Genomic DNA, 20,267 nt, shown 5'->3' with positions numbered 1-20,267 from the left:
GTTTGCGTGCGGACCTTCATGCCGGCTTCGACAGGCGTCGTGCACGAAGCGGGGTAGCCGCGCTTGCCTTCGATCTCGACGAGGCACAAACGGCATGAGCCGAACGGTTCGAGCGAATCGGTCGCGCAGAGCTTGGGTACGTTGACGCCGGCTTCGACGGCGGCGCGCATCACGGAAGTGCCGGCCGGAACCGTCACCGCCTGGCCGTCAATTTCCAGTGTGACGTCGACGTCGGCATGACGCGCGGGTGTGCCGTAGTCGGTGTCGTCAAAGAACGAGCGGGGCGCACGTTGCGCTTGTGCTTGCGATTTGCACGCGCAGTTACCGGAGCCGCAGCCGCCACCCAAGGGGACTTCCTTCGGGGCGCCAGCAGGGGAGTTGAGCACATCGGACATGTGAGGCTCCTGGGTCAGGCCGCAGCCGCTTTGGGCGCGAGGTCGTGTACGTTGTCGAGACCGAAGTCTTCGGGGAAATGGTCGAGCGCGGACAACACCGGGAACGGCGTCATGCCGCCCATCGCGCAGAGCGAACCGGATACCATCGTGTCGCACAGATCGCGCAACAACTGCACCTGCCGTGTAGACGTATCGCCGTTGCGGATCCGTCCGATCACTTCGACGCCACGCGTCGAGCCGATCCGGCACGGCGTGCATTTGCCGCACGATTCCAGCGCGCAGAAGTGCATCGCGTATTGCGCGAGTTCGGCGAGATTCGATGTGTCGTCATGCACGACGATGCCGCCGTGGCCGACCACCGCGCCGACGGCCGCGTACGCTTCGTAGTCCATGGGGATGTCCCACTGGCTTTCCGGCAAATACGTGCCGAGCGGGCCGCCGACCTGCACGGCGCGTGCCGGGCGTCCGCTTGCCGTGCCACCGCCGTAGTCGTAGAGCAGTTCGCGCAGCGTGACGCCGAACGCCAGCTCGACCAGGCCGCCTTGCTTCACATTGCCGGCGAGCTGGAACGGCAGCGTGCCGCGCGAGCGGCCCATGCCGAAGTCTTTATAGAACGCCGCACCGCGCGCGAAGATGATCGGCACCGTCGCGAGTGTGATGACGTTGTTGATCACCGTCGGCTGGCCGTAAAGGCCGACTAGCGCCGGCACCGGCGGCTTCGCGCGCACGATGCCGCGTTTGCCTTCGAGCGATTCGAGCAGCGCGGTTTCTTCGCCGCAGACATAAGCGCCTGCGCCTTTCGCCACGAACAGTTCGAAGCGATGCGCCGCCGAGCCGAGCACGCTGTCGCCCAGCCAACCGGCGGCGCGCGCTTTGGCGATCGCGGCTTCGAGCGTCGCGATCGAGTGCGGATATTCGCTGCGCACGTAGATATAGCCGACTGTCGCACCGGTCACGACGCCCGCAATGATCATCCCTTCGATCAGCACGTACGGGTCGCTTTCCATCACGAGACGGTCGGAGAAGGTGCCGGAGTCGCCTTCGTCCGCATTGCAGACGATGTATTTCTGCGCCGCTTTCGCGCCGCGTACCGTGCGCCATTTGATGCCGGCGGGGAAAGCTGCACCGCCGCGGCCGCGCAGGCCGGATTCGATCAGCGCTTCACAGGCGGCGTCGCCGTCGGTTTGCAGGGCTTGCTTGAGACCTTCGAGGCCGCCGTGGGCGACGTAGTCGTCGACGGAAAGCGGATCGGTGATACCGATGCGCGCGAAGGTCAGGCGCTGTTGCTTCTTCAGATACGGTATGTCATCGACCACACCGACACGGCGGGCGTGCTCGCCACCTTCGATGAAGCCGGCGTCGAACAGCGCGGCAACGTCGCTCTCTTCGACGTTTGCATAGCCGACTCGGCCTTCAGCCGTCGCAACTTCGACGAGCGGTTCGAGCCACAGCAAACCGCGCGAACCGTTGCGGACCAGTTCGATTGCAATGCCGCGACGTGCGGCTTCGGATTCGATCGCTTGAGCCAGAGCATCGGCGCCGAGCGCAAGCGCCGACGAATCGCAGGGAACGTAGATGCGCGTCATGCCGTCACCTCCACGCATTTGTTGGCGGCGGCAAAGAGCGCGTCGAATTTTTGCGGCGTCACTTTCGCGTGCAGCGTGCCGTTGACCATCATCGCCGGCGACAGCGCGCATTGGCCGAGGCAATAGACGGATTCCAGCTCGACCGTCTCGCCATGCCGATGCTCCGCGTCGAAACGGCAGCCGGTGTGCGTCTCGATATGCTGTGCGAGCGCCTCGGTGCCCATGCTGCGGCATGCTTCGGCGCGGCACAGTTGCACCGTGACGGGTGCGGCGGGCTGCGTGCGGAAGTGGTGGTAGTAGGTGATGACGCCATGCACTTCCGCGCGCGACAGGTTCATGGCACGTGCGAGAGGCGCAACCGTGTCGGGCGGCACGTAACCGAGTTCGTCCTGAATGGCGTGCAGTACCGCTAGCAGCGACCTGCCCGGCTGCGCGTGACGCTGCACCAACTGCTCCGGCGCGACGGCGATGGAATCGTCCAAGTGGGGGCTCCTCCAAAGTCATATATGCACTTGTCATTCATAATGTGCGCACATATGCTTCGTATATTCGATATGGGATAGCCGAACAATAGGCGGGTGATACGCCTCGTGCAATAGGAAAGAGTTGAACATATATGATCAGGATCGAGTGCCAGGCGCAACTGGTTGTGAAGGGCCCGGATGGCCGTGAGGCAAGCCTGTCGGACGTCGTGCCGCTGCTGGCGCTGGTGGACGAATCCGGCAGCATCGCGCAGGCGGCGACGCTTAAGGGTTTGTCCTACCGCCACGCGTGGGGTTTGTTGCGCAGCATCGAGGAGCGTTTGGGTGGCCCGCTGATCGCGAAGGAGCGTGGGCGAGGTTCGGTGCTGTCCGAGCTCGGTCAGGCCGTGCTGCGCGCGCAGCGCCTGTGCGGCGAGCGGCTCGACGGCAACATGCAGGCGCTGGCGAGCGAAGTCGCCAGCGACCTGAACCGCTGGCTCGCGCCGGCCGCCGACGACGTGCGGATCTACGCGTCGCACGGTTACGCCGTGGCGGCGCTGGTGACGGCGCTGGTCGCAAACGACTTGCCGGTCGATATCAAATACCGCGACAGCGCGGACGCGGTGAGCGCGCTCGCCCGCGGCGAATGTGATCTGGCCGGCTTTCACTTGCCGCTAGGCGAGTTTCGCGCGGCATGCGCCGATACCTATCGGCGCTGGCTCGATCCGCAGCGTCACGTGCTCGTGCATCTGACGAAGCGCAAGCAGGGCCTCTTTCTCGGCAAGGGGAATCCAAAGGGCATCGGCGGCCTGAGCGATCTCGCGCGCGACGACATTCGCTTCGTCAATCGTCAGCCCGGTTCTGGGACGCGCATGCTGCTCGATCTCGCGCTACGAAAAGTCGGAGTCGATCCGGATCGGGTCAACGGCTATGCGTCGGCGGAACTCACGCACTCGGCGATCGCGGCGTTCGTGGCAAGCGGCATGGCAGACGTGGGTTTTGGCGTCGAGCCGGCGGCGCATCACTTCGGGCTCGACTTCATTCCGATCGTCGACGAAGACTATTACTTCGCCTGCGACCGCGCCCGCCTGGAGCGCGCGCCGCTCGCAACGGTGATCGGTTTGCTGCGCGGCGCGGCGTTTCGGCATGGCGTCGAACAGCTCGAAGGTTACGATCCACGCGACTGCGGCAAGCTGCTCGATCTCGATGTGGGACTTGGTCCAGGTGCGGTGTAAGCAACTGTAAACAAATTGGTGCCGTCGCCGCTGCGACGGGCGTTTGTTTGGGATAATCTCTATCCTTCCGCTTACGCCTTAACCGCGCGCTATGCCGCGCTGAACCGATATGAAAGTTCTTCTTCACGCATGTGCTGCGGCAGCGACGGCCGGGGTGCTTCTCGCCACCGCTTCGGTTGCTTTCGCACAGAATTCGCCGGGTGTGCCGGGCGGTATCCTGCAAGATCAGTTCCGTCTTGCCGAGCATCCGCAGATGCCATTTGCGGCGTCCGCGCCCTCGGACAAATTCCAGTCCAACAAAAAGTCAGCCATGCGCAAGCGCGGCGACAATGGCGATCCGAACGGGTGTAATTTGCAGTGTCCTAAAGACGAATAAGCGAATCAGCGCTTTCGTGTTCCGTTTTGTATTCGTTCGAGACGCCGGCTTGCAGCCGGCGTTTTCGATTGAGTGTTTTTATAAAGTCTCTCGGTTCTGGTCCGTCGTTCAGCGGCTATCGGTTATGGCTTCGCCGTGTGCCACATGTCCTTGAAGCCATCCCCCTTCATGTCGCCCGCTTGCTTGTCGGCCGCGTAGCGATACAGCGGATGGCCTTTATAAGCCCATTGCTGTTTGCCGTCGGCCGACGGAATCACGGTCCAGTCGCCTGACGGCTTGTCCGACGAGCTCGCTACCGCAGCAGGCCAATAGCTCGTGCAGCCGCCGGTGCAGGCGCTCGTGCCGGGCGTGGTGTCTTTGTCGAAGGTATAGAGCGTCATGCCGTCCGCCGTGACGAAGCGGCCATCGACGATCTTCGGGGCTTCGGCAAAAGCAGTCTGCTGCAGTGCGAGGAGAGTCAGCGTGGAGAGGCAGAAGAGAGTCTTGCGCATGATGTCGGCTCCTGATTTTGGTGTTGGTCTCGCGCGGAACGCAGCGTGCGGTCGCGCGTGGGGAATAAACGATTGAAGGGATGCGTTTATTCCCTTGGCTTCACGCAGCTTTGATACGCGCCAGCAAAAAGGCCCGCTCGATGAGCGTGCCTTCTGTTTTATAGGTAGCCAACAAAAAACCCGCAAGCAGCAGGCCGCTTACGGGTTTTGAGTGAGTCTTGATGGTGCAGCTTCAAACGATGTTCTGGTGGAGGCGGCGGGAATCGAACCCGCGTCCAGAAGCACTCTACGACTAGTTCTACATACTTAGTTCTGTCATTTGATTTAACCACCACGACGCGGACGAACACGCTGCGTGACGGCGATTCACTAGATTTTCGACCTTGGCGTCGTGACGCCGCCAAGACTTAACTGACGTATATGACCTCTGTCGGTATTGCTACCGGTCTTGCGACTCTAGCCCGTCAGTGAACTAGGCAGAGGACGGCGGCCCTTAGGCTGCCAGTGCGAACGTTTCGTCGTTTGCAGTTACGTTTTTCCCATTGATTAACGAGGTGACGGGTCCTCGGTATGCCCTAGCCGCTTCGCAACCCCTGTCGAAACCAGGTCGCCCCCGCGGTTCGTTGCCCAAAATGTCTGGGCCAGACGGAGATTTTACAATAGTTTGAAGGCCACGTCCTGGCTGATTGCCTTGATGTCTTGTCGTCCTGGTAGGCTGCTGCGCTGTCGTGGCGAAGCGGCAACGCGCCGCATTGCGTACGCCATGTCTGCCGCGTTCACTGTATGCGCTCAGCCGCTCAGCCCTTCACTCGATGTCGCGTAGCAGCTTCTGCAATTCCGAGGGCGAGTGCACGACATGCTGCGCGTGCCATTGCGTCGGCGGAATGTCGTTGCCGCAGTAACCGTAAGCGGCCGCGATGGTCTTCATGCCGGCCGCAAAACCCGCCTGCACATCGCGTAAGTCGTCGCCGACGTAGACGATGCGCTCCGGCACCACATCCAGCTCACGTGCGGCGTGCAACAGGGGCGCGGGGTGCGGCTTCGAATGCGGGGTCGTGTCGCCGCTCACCACGCAGCCGGCGCGCTCTTCGAGGCCGAGTTGCGCGATCAGCGGCTCGGTGAGCCTTGCTACCTTGTTCGTCACGATGCCCCAGCGCACGCCCCGCGCGTCGAGATCGTCGAGCAATTCGGGAATGCCGGGAAACAGCGTGGTCTCGATGCACAAGTCTGCTTCATAGTTGGCGAGAAACTCCTCGCGCATCGACGCGAACTCGTGATCCTCGGGGCCGATGCCGAAGGCCCCGCCGATCAGCCCGCGCGCACCCGCGGACGCGAGCGGCCGCAGGTCTTCGAGCGGCACCATCTGGAGGCTGCGATCATGGCGCATTTTGTTGACGGCGGCCGCAAGATCCGGCGCGGTATCGGCCAGTGTGCCGTCGAGGTCGAACAGGACAGCCTGGCAAAGACCGAGCGCGTCGTCGTTGTCTTCGCGTTGAGGCAGGGGCGTGGGATCGCTCATTGATTGGATTGAGTCCGGGCAGGTCGGGGCGGATCAGACGTCGCGGCGGCAGGCGAGCATGTAGTTCACGCTCGTGTCGGCGGACAGCGTGAAATGCTTGCTGAGCGGGTTGTAAACGATACCTTTGATGTCGACCGTGCGCAGGCCGGCGGTGCGCACGAAGCTCGCCAATTCCGACGGACGGATGAAGCGCGCGTAGTCGTGCGTACCCTTGGGCAGCATCCGCGCGATATATTCGGCGCCGATCACCGCGAACAGATACGACTTCACGTTGCGGTTCAGCGTGGAGAAAAACACCCAGCCGCCGGGTTTCACGAGCGTTTTGCATGCTTCGACAATGGCGGCCGGTTCGGGTACGTGCTCGAGCATTTCCATGCAGGTGACGACGTCATACGTGCCCGGTTCGCGGGCGGCCAGCGCTTCGGCGGCGATTTCTTCGTAACTGACGGTTACACCACTTTCAAGGCTGTGAAGATCCGCCACGCCAAGCGCCTGGGTCGACAGGTCGATTCCTTTCACATGCGCCCCCAATCCCGCCATCGACTCCGACAGAATGCCGCCGCCGCAGCCGATATCCAACACGGTTTTGCCGGCGAGATGCGCGTGTGCGTCGATCCAGCTCAGGCGAATCGGGTTGAGTTCATGCAGCGGTTTGAATTCGGCATTCGGGTCCCACCAACGATGCGCGAGGTCGCTAAATTTCTGCAGTTCGTGGGGATCGGCGTTGGTCATGGCGGAAGCTGCCTCGATGAGAGCGTTGAGCGGGCGCTCGAGGATAAACCCTGAGTATATAGGCCGAGCGACGGGGCGGCAAAATGCCGCCCCGTGGCTGGCGCATCCTGTTCCGGCAGCTCGGGCGCGTGCTCGGAGGAGAAGGCGAGCAGCGCCCATAGCAGCGGCATAAAAAAAACCCCGCCGAAGCGGGGCTTTGATACTGCGGTAATTTGTAGCTTACTGCTTCGAAGTACCGACAACTTCGACTTCCACGCGACGATCCGGTGCGAGGCAAGCGACGAGTTGCTTGTGGTTCTTCTGGTTGCAACCGGTCGTGACCGGGTTGCGCTTGCCCTTGCCTTCCGTATAGATACGGTTGGATTCGATGCCCTTGCTCACGAGGTACGACTTCACAGCTTGAGCGCGGCGCAGCGACAGGCGGTCGTTGTACTTGTCCGAACCGATACGGTCCGTGTAACCCGTTGCAACGATGACTTCCAGGTTCAGCGAGCCGACCTTCGATGCCAGATCGTCCAGCTTTTCCTTGCCAGCCGGCTTCAGGATGGCCTTGTCGAAGTCGAACAGAGCGTCAGCTTGATACGTAATCTTTTGGCTCGTAATAGCCGGTGCAGGAGGTGCAACCGGAGCCGGCGGGGTCGGAGCCTGGGCAACCAGGGCGCCATCGCACTTAGCGTTGGCCGTTGCCGGCGTCCAGAATGCATCGCGCCAGCAAAGCTCGTTCGTGCCGTTCATCCACACGTATTCGCCGGTACCATTCACCCAGTTGTCGTTCGTAGCTTGTCGCGACGCCGGCACCGATTGCGCCATGGCGGATGCAGCCATAACTGCGGTAGCTGCAATGAACGCGAGCTTTGAAAGTTTATTCATATTTCTCCTCTCGAAATTGAGATTACCGCAGGTTTACTGCGAGCCTGTTGACGAAGACAAGTCATACATTGCTCGAAGTATAACATCGGTGTAGAACAAAAAACGTGCTGTGTAGACTTCGAGCAGTGTCTAACTCTTTGTGCGTTGGCATTTTGCCATATCGTTCCCTTCCAACGATAAAAAAATCTGCCCCCAATCAAATCACCCTCCAATTGTGGTGCATGCGCAACAGAAGCAATCCGCTGTAGGCGCCGCCAGTCATGGCTGAGCGGCGAATTGCCCCACGCACAAATCGAGCCTGCCCTGATTTCATCATGGGGCGTTCAGGCGCCGTTCCCGCTCGTCTGCTAATAGGTATACGTACCCCAGTCGGGGGCGGATGCGCGGCATGTTAGAATCGCGTGATGCGTTGCGCCTGCAATGCTTACGCGAAGGCGCGGCGAGTTGGGCTTCAAGCGAGCTTCACGCCGTCGCCTTGGCACGTAAAAGATACGGATAATGGATCAATTCGCCAAAGAGACTCTGCCAATCTCCCTAGAGGAGGAAATGCGCCGTTCGTATCTCGATTACGCGATGAGCGTGATCGTGGGGCGTGCGCTTCCCGATGTTCGCGATGGCCTGAAGCCGGTGCACCGGCGCGTGCTGTACGCGATGCACGAACTGAACAACGACTGGAACCGGGCGTACAAGAAGTCGGCGCGTATTGTCGGCGACGTCATCGGTAAATATCACCCGCACGGCGACACGGCTGTTTACGACACCATCGTCCGGATGGCGCAGAATTTCTCGCTGCGCTACATGCTGGTGGACGGTCAGGGCAACTTCGGTTCGGTCGACGGCGACAACGCCGCGGCAATGCGGTACACCGAAATCCGCATGGCAAAGATCGGCCACGAGCTGCTGGCCGATATCGACAAGGAAACCGTCGACTTCACGCCGAACTACGACGGCAGCGAAAACGAACCGGCCATCCTGCCGGCGCGTATTCCCAATCTGCTGATCAATGGCTCGTCCGGTATTGCGGTCGGAATGGCGACCAACATCCCGCCGCATAACCTCAACGAGGTTGTCGACGCATGTCAGCATCTGCTGAAAAACCCGGAAGCCACGATCGACGAACTGATCGAGATTATTCCGGCGCCTGACTTCCCGACCGCCGGCATCATCTACGGCGTGGCCGGCGTTCGCGACGGCTATCGCACCGGCCGCGGCCGCGTGGTGATGCGCGCGCTCACCCACTTCGAGGAAATCGACCGCGGTCAGCGCATGTCGATCATCGTCGACGAATTGCCGTACCAGGTGAACAAGCGCTCACTTCTGGAGCGCATCGCCGAACTGGTCAACGAGAAGAAGCTCGAAGGCATCTCCGACATCCGCGACGAATCCGACAAGAGCGGCATGCGCGTCGTGATCGAGTTGAAGCGCGGCGAAGTGCCGGAAGTGGTTCTCAACAATCTGTATAAGGCGACCCAGCTTCAGGACACCTTCGGCATGAACATGGTCGCGCTGGTCGACGGCCAGCCGAAGCTGCTGAACCTGAAGGAAATGCTGGCGTGCTTCCTGTCGCACCGCCGGGAAGTGCTGACGCGGCGCACTGTATACGAACTGCGCAAGGCCCGCGAACGCGGCCACGTGCTCGAAGGTCTGGCCGTCGCGCTCGCCAACATCGACGAGTTCATCGCGATCATCAAGGCCGCGCCGACACCGCCGATCGCCAAGCAGGAATTGATGGCGCGTCCGTGGGATTCGTCGCTGGTGCGCGAAATGTTGTCGCGCGCCGAGACGGAAAACGCGTCGGCCGGTGGTCGTGAGGCTTATCGCCCTGACGGTTTGAATCCGTCGTTCGGGATGCAGTCCGACGGCCTCTACCGCTTGTCCGACACTCAGGCTCAGGAAATCTTGCAGATGCGTCTGCAACGCCTGACGGGTCTGGAGCAGGACAAGATCATCGGCGAGTACCGCGAAGTGATGGCGCAAATCGCCGACCTGCTGGACATTCTGGCTCGCCCGGAACGCATTACGGCGATCATCGTCGACGAACTGACGTCGATCAAGGCCGAATTCGGCGACGCGCGCCGCTCGAAGATCGAGCTGAACGCAACCGAGCTGAACACCGAAGACCTGATTACGCCGCAAGAGATGGTCGTGACCATGTCGCACGCGGGCTATGTGAAATCGCAGCCGCTGTCTGAATATAGTGCGCAGAAGCGGGGTGGTCGCGGCAAGCAGGCCACGGCGATGAAAGAAGACGACTGGATCGACACGCTGTTCATCGCGAACACGCACGATCACATTCTGTGCTTCTCGAATCGTGGTCGCGTCTATAGCGTGAAGGTCTACGAGGTGCCGCAAGGTTCGCGGAACTCGCGCGGCCGTCCGATCGTCAATATCTTCCCGCTTCAGGACGGCGAGAAGATTACGGTTGTCTTGCCGGTAAAGGAATTTTCGGCTGACAAATTCGTCTTTATGGGCACCGCGTTAGGAACCGTAAAAAAGACGCCGTTGGAAGCCTTCAGCCGCGTGTTGCGCAAGGGTATTATTGCGGTCGGTCTGGATGACGGCGATTACCTGATCGGTGCCGCCATTACAGACGGCCAGCACGACGTGATGCTGTTCTCGGATTCGGGCAAGGCAGTTCGCTTCGACGAGAACGACGTGCGCCCGATGGGCCGCGAGGCGCGCGGCGTACGCGGCATGCAACTCGAAGACACCCAGAGCGTGATTGCGTTGCTGGTGGCCGGCGACGAGCAGCAGTCGGTGTTGACCGCGACCGAAAACGGCTACGGCAAGCGCACGCCGATCACTGAGTACACGCGTCACGGGCGCGGCACGAAGGGAATGATCGCGATCCAGACGTCGGAGCGTAACGGCAAGGTCGTCGCCGCCACGCTGGTGGATCAGGAAGCGCAGATCATGCTGATCACCAATACGGGCGTGCTGATTCGTACGCGCGTATCGGAAATTCGGGAAATGGGGCGCGCAACCCAAGGTGTTACACTCATCAGCCTTGACGAAGGGACCAAGCTTTCAGGTCTGCAACAGGTTGCTGAGGCGGAGGCCGATATCGATGTGGAAGGCGACACCGAAGGTCCTGCCGAAGGCGACAACGGCGGTGAAGACGGTGGTGCGGCCTGATTCGCGTCGGCAGCTTTCAGTCTCAGTTATTGGTTGAAAGCTGCGCAGGGAACAATGGCGTGTCGGGCCGATACGCATCCCGCGCAGCTTGCAGTTCAAGTTAATTTCTCTTAGGGAGTAATGATGCAAAAACGATTCAAACAACTGATGTTGCTGGCTGCTCTCGTGCCGACTTTCGCTATGGCTCAAGCTCTGCAGAGCTCGGCTCCGGCGGCCCCGGCTGCTGCCGCAGCACCGGTTGATCCGGCCAAGCAGGCTGCAATCAAGGACCTGCTGGATGCAATCGACGCACAGAAACTCGTCGGCGCGATCGGCAACAGTGCCCAGATGCAAGCCAAGCAGCTGGTTCCGGCTATCCTGTCGGACGCCCTGAGCGAAAACAAGACGATGACGGACAAGCAGAAGCAGGCTTCCGTCCCGACGCTGCAAAAGAACGCAGTGCCGAAGCTGGTTGACGGCGCAGGTCAAGTGTTCGCAACGGACAACTTCCGCCAGGACGCAATGCAAGCTCAGTACGACGCTTACGCGAAGTACTACAGCACGTCGGAAATCAAAGATCTGACCGCGTTCTACAAGAGCCCGACCGGCCGCAAGTTCATCCAGGTGCAAGACCAGGTTGGCCGCGACGTCGTGAATGGCTTGATGCAAAAGTACATGCCGCAATCGATCAAGGCAACGCGCGACCAGGCTGACAAGGAAGTCGCTTCGGTCAAGCCGGCTAAGTAAATTGGCTGGATGAGTTGGCTAAATGAGTTGACTAAATAAGCCAGCGAGTTGAGTCAATAGGTCGAAAGGCTGCGCTGACATCGCGCTAGCCGCCGCTAGGCAAGCCATATGGCGTGCCGGGTTTGGCGGGTTGGCGGTGACAATGCGATAATGGCCGTTTGCGCACACGCGCAGGCGGCCATTTTCTTTTTGGGCGCGAAGATTTTGCCAAACGCGTGTTGCCAAATGCGTGTCGCCCAATGCGCGTCGTCAAACTCTTGTTGTCGAGTTTCGCGTCGCAAATTTTGCAACGGCTGCCTTCGCGGCTGCTAACTTCGCCGATTTTTGCGCGATCTGTTCGTTTTTTCGCGCCAGCTTCCAGGATCTCACGATGCGCGTCTTTAATTTCTCCGCCGGCCCGGCTGCCATGCCCGAAGAAGTGCTGCGTCAGGCAGCCGACGAGATGCTCGATTGGCAGGGCAGTGGCATGAGCGTGATGGAAATGAGCCATCGCGGGAAAGAATTCATGTCGATCCACGAGGAAGCGCTCGTCGATCTGCGCGAGTTGCTTGAAGTGCCCGCCAGCCACCGGATTTTGTTCCTGCAAGGCGGCGGCCTGGGCGAAAACGCGATCGTGCCGATGAATCTGATGGGCGCGAAAGCGCGGGCGGATTTCGTCGTGACGGGGTCATGGTCGCAAAAGTCGTTCAAGGAAGCGCAAAAGTACGGCACTGTGCATCTGGCGGCGAGCGGTCAGACGGCCGAGGGCTTCACGCGCGCGCCGGCTCGCTCGGAATGGCAACTGTCGGACGATCCGGCGTACGTGCATCTGTGCACCAACGAGACGATTCACGGCGTCGAGACGTTCGAGATTCCCGACCTCGGCGATATTCCGCTGGTGGCGGACGCCTCGTCGCACATCCTGTCGCGCCCGATGGACATCGCCAAATATGGCGTGCTGTTCGGCGGCGCGCAGAAGAACATCGGCATGGCGGGTGTAACCGTGGTGATCGTCCGTGAAGACATGCTGGGTCGCGCGCAGTCGGTCTGCCCGTCGGCGTTCGAATGGAAAACCGTCGCCGAGAACAATTCGATGTACAACACGCCGCCCACGTACGCGATCTACATCGCGGGGCTGGTGTTCAAGTGGTTGAAGAAGCAGGGCGGCCTTGCCGCGATGGAAGCGCGTAACCTCGAAAAATCGAAGCTGTTGTACGACACGATCGATTCGAGCAGCTTCTATCTGAACAAGGTCGAGCGTGGCTCGCGCTCGCGGATGAACGTACCGTTTTTCCTCGCCGACGAGTCGCGCAACGAAGATTTCCTGGCCGGCGCGAAAGCGCGGGGAATGGTGCAGCTAAAGGGCCACAAGTCCGTCGGCGGCATGCGGGCGTCGATTTATAACGCCGTCCCGCTCGAAGGCGTCAAAGCGCTTGTCGAATACATGAAGGAATTCGAACAGCGCAGCGCCTGATCGTCTTCGATATTCAGGCACGCGCATCCTTTCCAGCACGCATTTGTGCAGCAGCTACCGGCAGGGCCGTTTTCACGCATGGACGACGAACTCAATACCCGACTCAAACCCCTTCGCGAACGCATCGACGCGCTCGACGCGCAACTGATCGCGCTTCTCAATCAGCGCGCCGCGGTGGCGCTCGAAGTGGGCGAGGTGAAGAAGCATTTCAACGCGCCGGTGTTCCGCCCCGAGCGCGAGCAGCAGGTGATCGCGCGCTTGCAGGATATGAGCAACGGCCCGCTGGCCAGCGAGCATATCAGCGCGATCTGGCGCGAGATCATGGCCGCGAGCCGCGCGCTCGAAAAGAGCATCAAGGCCGCGTATCTCGGCCCGGTTGGCACGTATAGCGAGCAGGCGATGCACGAGTACTTCGGTCAGTCGATCGAAGGTCTGCCGTGCCCGTCGATCGACGAAGTATTTCGCTCGGTCGAAGCAGGCGCCGCCGAATTTGGCGTTGTGCCGGTCGAGAATTCGACCGAAGGCGCGGTGTCGCGCACGCTCGATCTGCTGTTGCAAACCCAGCTCACGATCGGCGGCGAACTGGCGCTGCCGATTCACCACAATCTGTTGACGCTGGGCGGCGGCCTCACCGGCGTGACCCGCGTATGCGCGCATGCACAGGCGCTCGCCCAGTGCCAGGGCTGGCTCGCGACCAACGCGCCGCACCTCGAGCGCCAGGCGGTGTCGAGCAATGCCGAAGCCGCGCGCATGGCAGCGGACGATCCGACGGTCGCCGCGATCGCCGGCGATCGCGCCGCCACGCATTACGGTCTGCAGGTCGCGTATGCCCTCATCCAGGACGATCCGCACAACCGCACGCGTTTCGTGATGATCGGCAAGGAGCGCACCGGCGTCAGCGGGAGCGATCAGACGTCGTTGATCGTTTCGGTGGCGAACGAGCCGGGCGCCGTGTTCAAGTTGCTGGAGCCGTTGGCGCGCCACAGCGTTTCCATGACCCGTTTCGAGTCGCGCCCGGCGCGCGTCGGCACGTGGGAGTACTACTTCTATATCGACGTCGAAGGCCATCGCGACGAGCCGGCGGTTGCCGCCGCACTCACCGAACTCGGTCAGAAGGCCGCGTTCCTGAAGATACTCGGCTCGTATCCGCGTGCTCGTTGATGTCGGCCCAGGTGCGTGCATGTCGCCTGGGCGCGCCTGTCGCAGATTCACTTACTACTAATTAGTCGTTCGGAGATTTTCATGACAACGTCCTTCGGTCCTTCCTATGTGCGCGCGATCGCGCCTTACATCGCCGGCAAGCCGATTTCGGAAGTGGCCCGCGAGTTTGGCCTCGACGAAGCGACCATCGTGAAGCTCGCGTCGAACGAAAATCCGCTCGGCATGCCGGAATCGGCGCAACGCGCCATGGCGCAAGCGGCCAGCGAACTCGGTCGCTATCCGGACGCGAATGCATTCGAACTGAAGGCAGCGCTGAGTGAGCGTTACGGCGTGCCGGCCGAGTGGGTCACGCTCGGCAACGGCAGTAACGACATTCTCGAAATTGCCGCGCATGCGTTCGTCGAGAAGGGCCAGTCGATCGTCTACGCGCAATATTCGTTCGCGGTCTACGCGCTCGCCACGCAAGGCGTGGGCGCAAATGCGATCGTCGTTCCGGCCGTCAAGTATGGCCACGACCTCGACGCGATGCTCGCGGCGATTACCGACGACACTCGCCTGATTTTCGTCGCGAACCCGAACAACCCGACCGGCACGTTCATCGAAGGGGCGAAGCTCGAAGCGTTTCTCGACAAGGTGCCGCGCAACGTGGTCGTCGTGCTCGACGAGGCGTACACGGAATATCTGCCGGAGGAAAAGCGCTACGACTCGATCGCGTGGGTGCGCCGCTATCCGAATCTGCTGGTCTCGCGCACGTTTTCGAAGGCGTTTGGCCTGGCGGGCCTGCGTGTCGGCTTCGCGATTGCGCAGCCTGAATTGACCGATCTGCTGAACCGTCTGCGTCAGCCGTTCAACGTGAACACGCTGGCGCAAGCCGCGGCGATCGCGGCGCTGAACGACAAGGCGTTTCTGGAAAAGAGCGCGGCCCTGAATGCGCAGGGCTATCGTCTTTTGACCGAAGCCTTCGACAAACTCGGCCTCGAGTATGTGCCGTCGGACGGCAATTTCGTGCTGGTGCGCGTCGGCAATGACGACACAGCCGGCAACCGCGTCAACCTCGCGTTGCTGAAGCAGGGCGTGATCGTTCGTCCGGTTGGCAACTACGGTTTGCCGCAATGGCTGCGCATCACGATCGGCCTGCCGGAAGAAAACGAAGCGTTCCTCGCGGCGCTCGAAAAGTCGCTCGCCACCGCGTAAGCGGTTGACTTTGACCCGCGCGCCTCACTTTATGAAAGGCGCGCTTTTTCAGTGACCGACGTGGCCGCGTTTTCTTTTAATAAGCTGGTGATTTTCGGTGTCGGCCTGATCGGCGGATCGCTCGCGCGCGCGCTGCGTGAACGCGGCGAGCCGGCAGGTGCGCGAACCGTGGTCGGTGTCGGGCGTTCGTCTGCGTCGACGGCGCGCGCGCTCGAGTTGGGTGTGGTCGATGAAGCCGCAGCGTTGGGTGACGACGCGGCATTGCGTGCGGCGTTGTCCGGTGCGGATTTCGTGCTGCTTGCCGCACCTGTCGCGCAGACCCTGCCGCTGCTCGAACGTATTGCGCCGTTTCTCGACGCACGCACGATCGTCACCGATGCCGGCAGCACCAAGTCCGACGTGGTGGCTTCCGCGCGCGCGGCGCTCGGCGCACGCATAGGCCAGTTCGTGCCGGGGCATCCGATTGCCGGCCGTGAGGCGAGCGGTCCGGATGCGGCGTTGCCCGATCTGTACGTGAATCGCAATGTCGTGTTGTGTCCGCTGCCGGAGAACGCGCCGAAGGCGGTCGAGCGCGTTGCCGCGATGTGGCGTGCAACCGGCGCCTGTGTGCGGGAGATGACGCCCGAGCAGCATGACCGCGTGTTCGCATCGGTCAGCCATTTGCCGCACGTTTTGTCTTTCGCGCTGGTCGAGCAGATTCTCAATTCGCCCGACGCCGCGCTGAAATTCTCATTCGCCGCCGGCGGCTTCCGTGACTTCACGCGCATTGCCGCGTCGAGCCCGGAAATGTGGCGCGATGTGTGCGTGGCGAATCGCGCCGCGCTGCTCGACGAGCTGGATGCCTACACAGCGGTGCTCGCGCGCTTGCGCGCGGCGATCGAAGCCGGCGACGGCGCCGCGCTTGAAGCCGTGTTCGCGCGCTCGCGCGTCGCGCGCAGCGAATGGCAGGAACAGCGCACTGCGGGGGCCGCCCTCGGCGACGCCTCGAAATAACCGGAACTGGACTCAATCATGGAATTCCTCGATCTCGGACCATTTTCCCGTGCGTCCGGCACGGTTCGTTTGCCCGGCTCGAAAAGCATTTCGAATCGTGTGCTGCTGCTCGCGGCACTCGCCGAAGGCGAAACGACGATCACGAACCTGCTCGACTCAGACGACACCCGCGTGATGCTCGACGCGCTCGAAAAGCTCGGTGTGCGTCTGAAGCGCGAAGGCGACACCTGTGTCGTGAGCGGCACGCGCGGCGCGTTCACGGCGCGCACGGCCGATCTGTTTCTCGGTAATGCCGGCACGGCGGTGCGTCCGCTGACCGCGGCGCTCGCGGTGAATGGCGGCGACTATCGCATTCACGGTGTGCCGCGTATGCACGAGCGGCCGATCGGCGATCTGGTCGACGGTTTGCGGCAGATCGGTGCGAAGATCGACTACGAAGAGAATGACGGCTATCCGCCGCTGCGGATTCGGCCGGCGCAAATCACAGCCGACGCGCCGATCCGCGTGCGCGGCGACGTGTCGAGCCAGTTCCTGACGTCGCTACTGATGACGTTGCCGCTGTTGCGCACGGAAAGCGGCGTGACGACCGTACAGGTGGACGGCGAGCTGATCTCGAAGCCGTACATCGAGATCACGATCAAGCTGATGGAACGCTTCGGCATCAAGGTCGAGCGCCATGAATGGCACCGGTTCATCGTGCCAGCGGGGCAGCGCTATCAGTCGCCGGGCACGATCATGGTGGAAGGCGACGCGTCGTCGGCGTCATATTTTCTCGCGGCCGGCGCGCTCGGCGGCGGGCCGTTGCGGGTGGAAGGCGTGGGCCGCTCCAGCATCCAGGGCGACGTCGGTTTCGCCGATGCGCTCATCAAGATGGGTGCGAACCTGCAAATGGGGGACGACTGGATCGAAGTGCGTGGCGTCGGTAACGACAACGGCAAGCTCGATCCGATCGACATGGATTTCAACCTGATTCCCGATGCTGCGATGACGATCGCCATCGCCGCGCTATTCGCGGGCGGCACGACCACGCTGCGCAACATCGCGAGCTGGCGTGTGAAGGAAACCGACCGGATCGCCGCGATGGCCACCGAGCTGCGCAAGGTCGGCGCGAAGGTGCAGGAGGGCGAGGATTTCCTCGTCGTCACGCCGCCCGGAAAACTGATTCCGAACGCTTCGATCGACACCTACGACGATCACCGCATGGCGATGTGCTTCTCGCTCGTGAGCCTGGGCGGCGTGCCGATCCGGATCAACGACCCGAAGTGCGTCGGCAAGACGTTCCCTGACTATTTCGAGCGCTTCACCGCGCTCGCTCAACCCTGATTCGCTCCTGAATCGACTGACGTGCGACTTTTTCGATGAAACCGATCCGTCCCTTTCACCAAACGCCCGTCATTACGATCGACGGCCCCAGCGCCTCGGGCAAAGGCACCGTGGCCGCGCTGGTTGCCGCGAATCTCGGCTTCCATTTGCTGGATAGCGGCGCGCTGTACCGGCTCGCCGCGCTGGCCAGCATGCGCTACAACATCGTGGCGGATGACGTCGACGCGCTTGTAAAACTGATCGACGATCTGCACATCACCTTTCGCGAGGGGTTGGCGCAGCTCGACGGCGCCGACGTATCCGCTGACATTCGTGCCGAGGAAGTTGGCAGCCGGGCCTCGGCGATTGCCGTGCACGCGCCCGTGCGAACCGCGCTGGTGGCCCGTCAGCGGGCTTTCCGTAAGGAACCGGGGCTGGTCGCCGACGGCCGCGACATGGGCACGGTGATCTTCCAGGACGCCGTGCTGAAGGTGTTCATGACCGCCAGCGTCGAGGCCCGTGCGGCGCGCCGGCATAAGCAATTGATCCAAAAAGGATTTTCTGCTAATATAGATGACTTGCTCCGGGATTTGCGTGAGCGCGACGAGCGTGACAGTCAGCGCACGGCCGCGCCGCTCAAGCCCGCAGCGGATGCAAAGCTGCTTGATACCTCCGCATTGTCGGTCGACCAGGCGGTCGAACAGGTGGTGCAGTGGTATGAAGCATGGGTCCCGCATGCCTGATGTCCGAGTGGCATCTGAGCGGTGGGCGCAGTAGAAGTAGCGTTGTCAGTAGGTGCTCCGCGAGTGTCGTGGAGCGTGTATTAACCCCTTAACCCCGCGTGGCATTCGCATTCTTGCCGTTGTAGCTGACCGTCCGGCCAGCCGGGCACCGCGAGAACCATGCAAATTTTGATTTTTATGTCCGACCTGCAAACTTCCAACCCGAATACCGAATCTTTTGCGGCTCTGTTCGAAGAGTCGCTGACCAAGCAAGACATGCGCGCTGGCGAGGTGATCTCCGCCGAAGTCGTGCGTGTTGACCACAACTTCGTGGTCGTCAACGCTGGTCTCAAGTCCGAAGCCTACATCCCGCTCGAAGAGTTCCTGAACGACGCGGGCGAGGTAGAAGTGCAGGCGGGCGACTTCGTTTCCGTCGCGATCGACGCGCTGGAAAACGGCTATGGCGACACGATCCTGTCGCGCGACAAGGCGAAGCGCCTGGCTTCGTGGCTGTCGCTGGAAAAGGCTCTCGACAACAACGAACTCGTGACCGGCACGATCACGGGCAAGGTCAAGGGCGGCATGACCGTCATGGTCAACGGCATCCGCGCGTTCCTGCCGGGTTCGCTGGTTGACACGCGTCCGGTCAAGGACACGACCCCGTACGAAGGCAAGACGCTGGAATTCCGCGTCATCAAGCTCGACCGCAAGCGTAACAACGTCGTGCTGTCGCGCCGTGCCGTGATCGAAGCGACCCAAGGCGAAGAGCGCGCAAAGCTGCTCGAAACGCTGAAGGAAGGCGCGATCGTGGAAGGCGTGGTGAAGAACATCACCGATTACGGCGCGTTCGTGGACCTCGGCGGTATCGACGGCCTGCTGCACATCACCGACATCGCATGGCGTCGTGTGCGTCACCCGAGCGAAGTTCTGTCGGTTGGCCAGGAAGTCACCGCGAAGATCCTCAAGTTCGACCAAGAGAAGAACCGCGTTTCGCTGGGTATCAAGCAACTGGGCGACGATCCGTGGGAAGGCATTTCCCGCCGTTACCCGTCGGGCACGCGCCTGTTCGGTAAGGTCACCAACATCACCGACTACGGCGCATTCGTCGAAGTCGAATCGGGCATCGAAGGCCTGGTTCACGTGTCGGAAATGGACTGGACGAACAAGAACGTTGCACCGTCGAAGGTTGTTCAGCTGGGCGACGAAGTCGAAGTCATGGTTCTCGAAATCGACGAAGACCGCCGCCGTATCAGCCTCGGCATGAAGCAATGCAAGCCGAACCCGTGGGACGACTTCAGCCGCAACTTCAAGAAGGGCGACAAGCTGCAAGGCGCAATCAAGTCGATCACCGACTTCGGCGTCTTCATCGGTCTGCCGGGCGGCATCGACGGTCTGGTTCACCTGTCGGACCTGTCGTGGAGCGAAACGGGCGAAGAAGCAGTTCGCAAGTACAAGAAGGGCGACGAAGTGGAAGCGATCGTTCTCGGCATCGACGTCGAGAAGGAACGCATTTCGCTGGGCATCAAGCAGCTCGAAGGCGACCCGTTCAGCAACTTCGTTGCAATGAACGACAAGGGTTCGATCGTCGACGGCGTGGTCAAGACGGTGGACGCGAAGGGTGCTGTGGTTACGCTGTCGGCGGAAGTCGAAGGCTACCTGCGTGCTTCGGAAATCGCACAAGACCGCGTGGAAGATGCTCGCAACGTGCTGAAGGAAGGCGACAAGGTCAACGCGATGATCATCAACATCGATCGCAAGTCGCGTGGTATCAACCTGTCGGTCAAGGCCAAGGATTCGGCTGAGCAACAGGAAGCGATCCGCGGCTTGGCTTCGTCGGATTCGAGTTCGGCTGCTACCGGCACGACGAACCTCGGCGCGCTGCTGAAGGCCAAGCTCGACGGTCAGAACCAGTAATT

The 20,267-nt window shown here is 61.5% G+C and carries 18 protein-coding genes and 1 other RNA gene; 11 read left to right on the top strand and 8 right to left on the bottom strand.

The window, feature by feature from the left end:
- The 3 genes from P3T25_RS16460 to P3T25_RS16450 all read right to left on the bottom strand — a co-directional run.
- Positions 1 to 395 (bottom strand): 2Fe-2S iron-sulfur cluster-binding protein (locus tag P3T25_RS16460; RefSeq protein ID WP_429358387.1); only part of this gene is annotated, 395 nt, incomplete at its 3' end.
- Between the two features lie 14 nt (positions 396 to 409).
- Positions 410 to 1,981, bottom strand: coding sequence for a formate dehydrogenase beta subunit (locus P3T25_RS16455; protein WP_429358386.1), 1,572 nt, complete (start codon positions 1,979 to 1,981; stop codon positions 410 to 412).
- The gene (locus tag P3T25_RS16450) at positions 1,978 to 2,463 is read right to left on the bottom strand and encodes an NAD(P)H-dependent oxidoreductase subunit E (RefSeq protein WP_429358385.1); all 486 of its coding nucleotides are present in this window, start codon (positions 2,461 to 2,463) and stop codon (positions 1,978 to 1,980) included. The genes P3T25_RS16455 and P3T25_RS16450 overlap by 4 nt, the downstream gene beginning before the upstream one ends.
- A 134-nt stretch (positions 2,464 to 2,597) precedes the next feature.
- On the opposite strand from P3T25_RS16450, the gene P3T25_RS16445 reads away from it, so the two are divergent.
- Complete coding sequence (locus tag P3T25_RS16445) at positions 2,598 to 3,677, top strand: substrate-binding domain-containing protein (protein ID WP_154566298.1); 1,080 nt, start codon at positions 2,598 to 2,600, stop codon at positions 3,675 to 3,677.
- 109 nt (positions 3,678 to 3,786) lie between these two features.
- Complete coding sequence (locus P3T25_RS16440; RefSeq protein WP_154566299.1) at positions 3,787 to 4,053, top strand: hypothetical protein; 267 nt, start codon at positions 3,787 to 3,789, stop codon at positions 4,051 to 4,053.
- Positions 4,054 to 4,175: 122 nt separating this feature from the next.
- Here P3T25_RS16440 and P3T25_RS16435 read toward each other — a convergent pair whose 3' ends face one another.
- The 5 genes from P3T25_RS16435 to ompA form a co-directional block, all read right to left on the bottom strand.
- Positions 4,176 to 4,544 carry a COG4315 family predicted lipoprotein gene (locus P3T25_RS16435; protein WP_154566300.1) on the bottom strand — a complete coding sequence of 123 codons (369 nt, stop codon included), beginning with the start codon at positions 4,542 to 4,544 and terminating at the stop codon, positions 4,176 to 4,178.
- Positions 4,545 to 4,789: 245 nt separating this feature from the next.
- Positions 4,790 to 5,159, bottom strand: a transfer-messenger RNA (tmRNA) gene (gene ssrA / locus P3T25_RS16430).
- Positions 5,160 to 5,349: 190 nt separating this feature from the next.
- The gene (locus P3T25_RS16425; RefSeq protein ID WP_154566301.1) at positions 5,350 to 6,063 is read right to left on the bottom strand and encodes an HAD family hydrolase; all 714 of its coding nucleotides are present in this window, start codon (positions 6,061 to 6,063) and stop codon (positions 5,350 to 5,352) included.
- 33 nt (positions 6,064 to 6,096) lie between these two features.
- Positions 6,097 to 6,795 carry a bifunctional 2-polyprenyl-6-hydroxyphenol methylase/3-demethylubiquinol 3-O-methyltransferase UbiG gene (gene ubiG / locus P3T25_RS16420; RefSeq protein ID WP_429358384.1) on the bottom strand — a complete coding sequence of 233 codons (699 nt, stop codon included), beginning with the start codon at positions 6,793 to 6,795 and terminating at the stop codon, positions 6,097 to 6,099.
- Positions 6,796 to 7,014: 219 nt separating this feature from the next.
- Positions 7,015 to 7,665, bottom strand: coding sequence for an outer membrane protein OmpA (gene ompA, locus P3T25_RS16415; RefSeq protein WP_097390093.1), 651 nt, complete (start codon positions 7,663 to 7,665; stop codon positions 7,015 to 7,017).
- Positions 7,666 to 8,211: 546 nt separating this feature from the next.
- Here ompA and gyrA point away from each other — a divergent pair.
- From gyrA to rpsA, 9 genes are all read left to right on the top strand, one after another.
- A complete protein-coding gene (gene gyrA / locus P3T25_RS16410; protein WP_429358383.1) occupies positions 8,212 to 10,800 on the top strand; it encodes a DNA gyrase subunit A in 2,589 nt (862 codons plus the stop codon).
- Positions 10,801 to 10,923: 123 nt separating this feature from the next.
- Positions 10,924 to 11,526 (top strand): DUF2059 domain-containing protein, encoded by a 603-nt coding sequence (locus tag P3T25_RS16405; RefSeq protein ID WP_154566303.1) that lies wholly within the window; start codon positions 10,924 to 10,926, stop codon positions 11,524 to 11,526.
- A gap of 370 nt (positions 11,527 to 11,896) precedes the next feature.
- The gene (serC, locus tag P3T25_RS16400) at positions 11,897 to 12,979 is read left to right on the top strand and encodes a 3-phosphoserine/phosphohydroxythreonine transaminase (protein WP_154566321.1); all 1,083 of its coding nucleotides are present in this window, start codon (positions 11,897 to 11,899) and stop codon (positions 12,977 to 12,979) included.
- A gap of 78 nt (positions 12,980 to 13,057) precedes the next feature.
- Positions 13,058 to 14,140, top strand: coding sequence for a prephenate dehydratase (gene pheA, locus P3T25_RS16395; protein ID WP_429358382.1), 1,083 nt, complete (start codon positions 13,058 to 13,060; stop codon positions 14,138 to 14,140).
- Between the two features lie 81 nt (positions 14,141 to 14,221).
- Complete coding sequence (gene hisC, locus P3T25_RS16390) at positions 14,222 to 15,334, top strand: histidinol-phosphate transaminase (protein WP_154566305.1); 1,113 nt, start codon at positions 14,222 to 14,224, stop codon at positions 15,332 to 15,334.
- Positions 15,335 to 15,385: 51 nt separating this feature from the next.
- On the top strand, positions 15,386 to 16,327 hold the full coding sequence (locus P3T25_RS16385) for a prephenate dehydrogenase (RefSeq protein ID WP_429358381.1): 942 nt from the start codon (positions 15,386 to 15,388) through the stop codon (positions 16,325 to 16,327).
- Between the two features lie 18 nt (positions 16,328 to 16,345).
- Positions 16,346 to 17,650 (top strand): 3-phosphoshikimate 1-carboxyvinyltransferase, encoded by a 1,305-nt coding sequence (gene aroA, locus P3T25_RS16380; RefSeq protein ID WP_429358380.1) that lies wholly within the window; start codon positions 16,346 to 16,348, stop codon positions 17,648 to 17,650.
- Between the two features lie 35 nt (positions 17,651 to 17,685).
- A complete protein-coding gene (gene cmk / locus P3T25_RS16375; protein WP_171925368.1) occupies positions 17,686 to 18,372 on the top strand; it encodes a (d)CMP kinase in 687 nt (228 codons plus the stop codon).
- Positions 18,373 to 18,531: 159 nt separating this feature from the next.
- On the top strand, positions 18,532 to 20,265 hold the full coding sequence (gene rpsA, locus P3T25_RS16370; protein ID WP_063496917.1) for a 30S ribosomal protein S1: 1,734 nt from the start codon (positions 18,532 to 18,534) through the stop codon (positions 20,263 to 20,265).
- Positions 20,266 to 20,267 lie beyond the last annotated feature (2 nt).

It is taken from the genome of Paraburkholderia sp. GAS32, assembly GCF_050434225.1.
Classification (GTDB): Bacteria; Pseudomonadota; Gammaproteobacteria; order Burkholderiales; family Burkholderiaceae; genus Paraburkholderia; species Paraburkholderia madseniana.
This window is presented reverse-complemented; position numbering and strand designations above follow the sequence as displayed.

Coding starts and splice junctions, on each gene's coding strand:
- P3T25_RS16455 (WP_429358386.1), bottom strand. CDS start 1,981: ATGACGCGCATCTACGTTCCCTGCGATTCGTCGGCGCTTGCGCTCGGC.
- P3T25_RS16445 (WP_154566298.1), top strand. CDS start 2,598: ATGATCAGGATCGAGTGCCAGGCGCAACTGGTTGTGAAGGGCCCGGAT.
- P3T25_RS16440 (WP_154566299.1), top strand. CDS start 3,787: ATGAAAGTTCTTCTTCACGCATGTGCTGCGGCAGCGACGGCCGGGGTG.
- P3T25_RS16435 (WP_154566300.1), bottom strand. CDS start 4,544: ATGCGCAAGACTCTCTTCTGCCTCTCCACGCTGACTCTCCTCGCACTG.
- P3T25_RS16425 (WP_154566301.1), bottom strand. CDS start 6,063: ATGAGCGATCCCACGCCCCTGCCTCAACGCGAAGACAACGACGACGCG.
- ubiG (WP_429358384.1), bottom strand. CDS start 6,795: ATGACCAACGCCGATCCCCACGAACTGCAGAAATTTAGCGACCTCGCG.
- ompA (WP_097390093.1), bottom strand. CDS start 7,665: ATGAATAAACTTTCAAAGCTCGCGTTCATTGCAGCTACCGCAGTTATG.
- gyrA (WP_429358383.1), top strand. CDS start 8,212: ATGCGCCGTTCGTATCTCGATTACGCGATGAGCGTGATCGTGGGGCGT.
- P3T25_RS16405 (WP_154566303.1), top strand. CDS start 10,924: ATGCAAAAACGATTCAAACAACTGATGTTGCTGGCTGCTCTCGTGCCG.
- serC (WP_154566321.1), top strand. CDS start 11,897: ATGCGCGTCTTTAATTTCTCCGCCGGCCCGGCTGCCATGCCCGAAGAA.
- pheA (WP_429358382.1), top strand. CDS start 13,058: ATGGACGACGAACTCAATACCCGACTCAAACCCCTTCGCGAACGCATC.
- hisC (WP_154566305.1), top strand. CDS start 14,222: ATGACAACGTCCTTCGGTCCTTCCTATGTGCGCGCGATCGCGCCTTAC.
- aroA (WP_429358380.1), top strand. CDS start 16,346: ATGGAATTCCTCGATCTCGGACCATTTTCCCGTGCGTCCGGCACGGTT.
- cmk (WP_171925368.1), top strand. CDS start 17,686: ATGAAACCGATCCGTCCCTTTCACCAAACGCCCGTCATTACGATCGAC.
- rpsA (WP_063496917.1), top strand. CDS start 18,532: ATGCAAATTTTGATTTTTATGTCCGACCTGCAAACTTCCAACCCGAAT.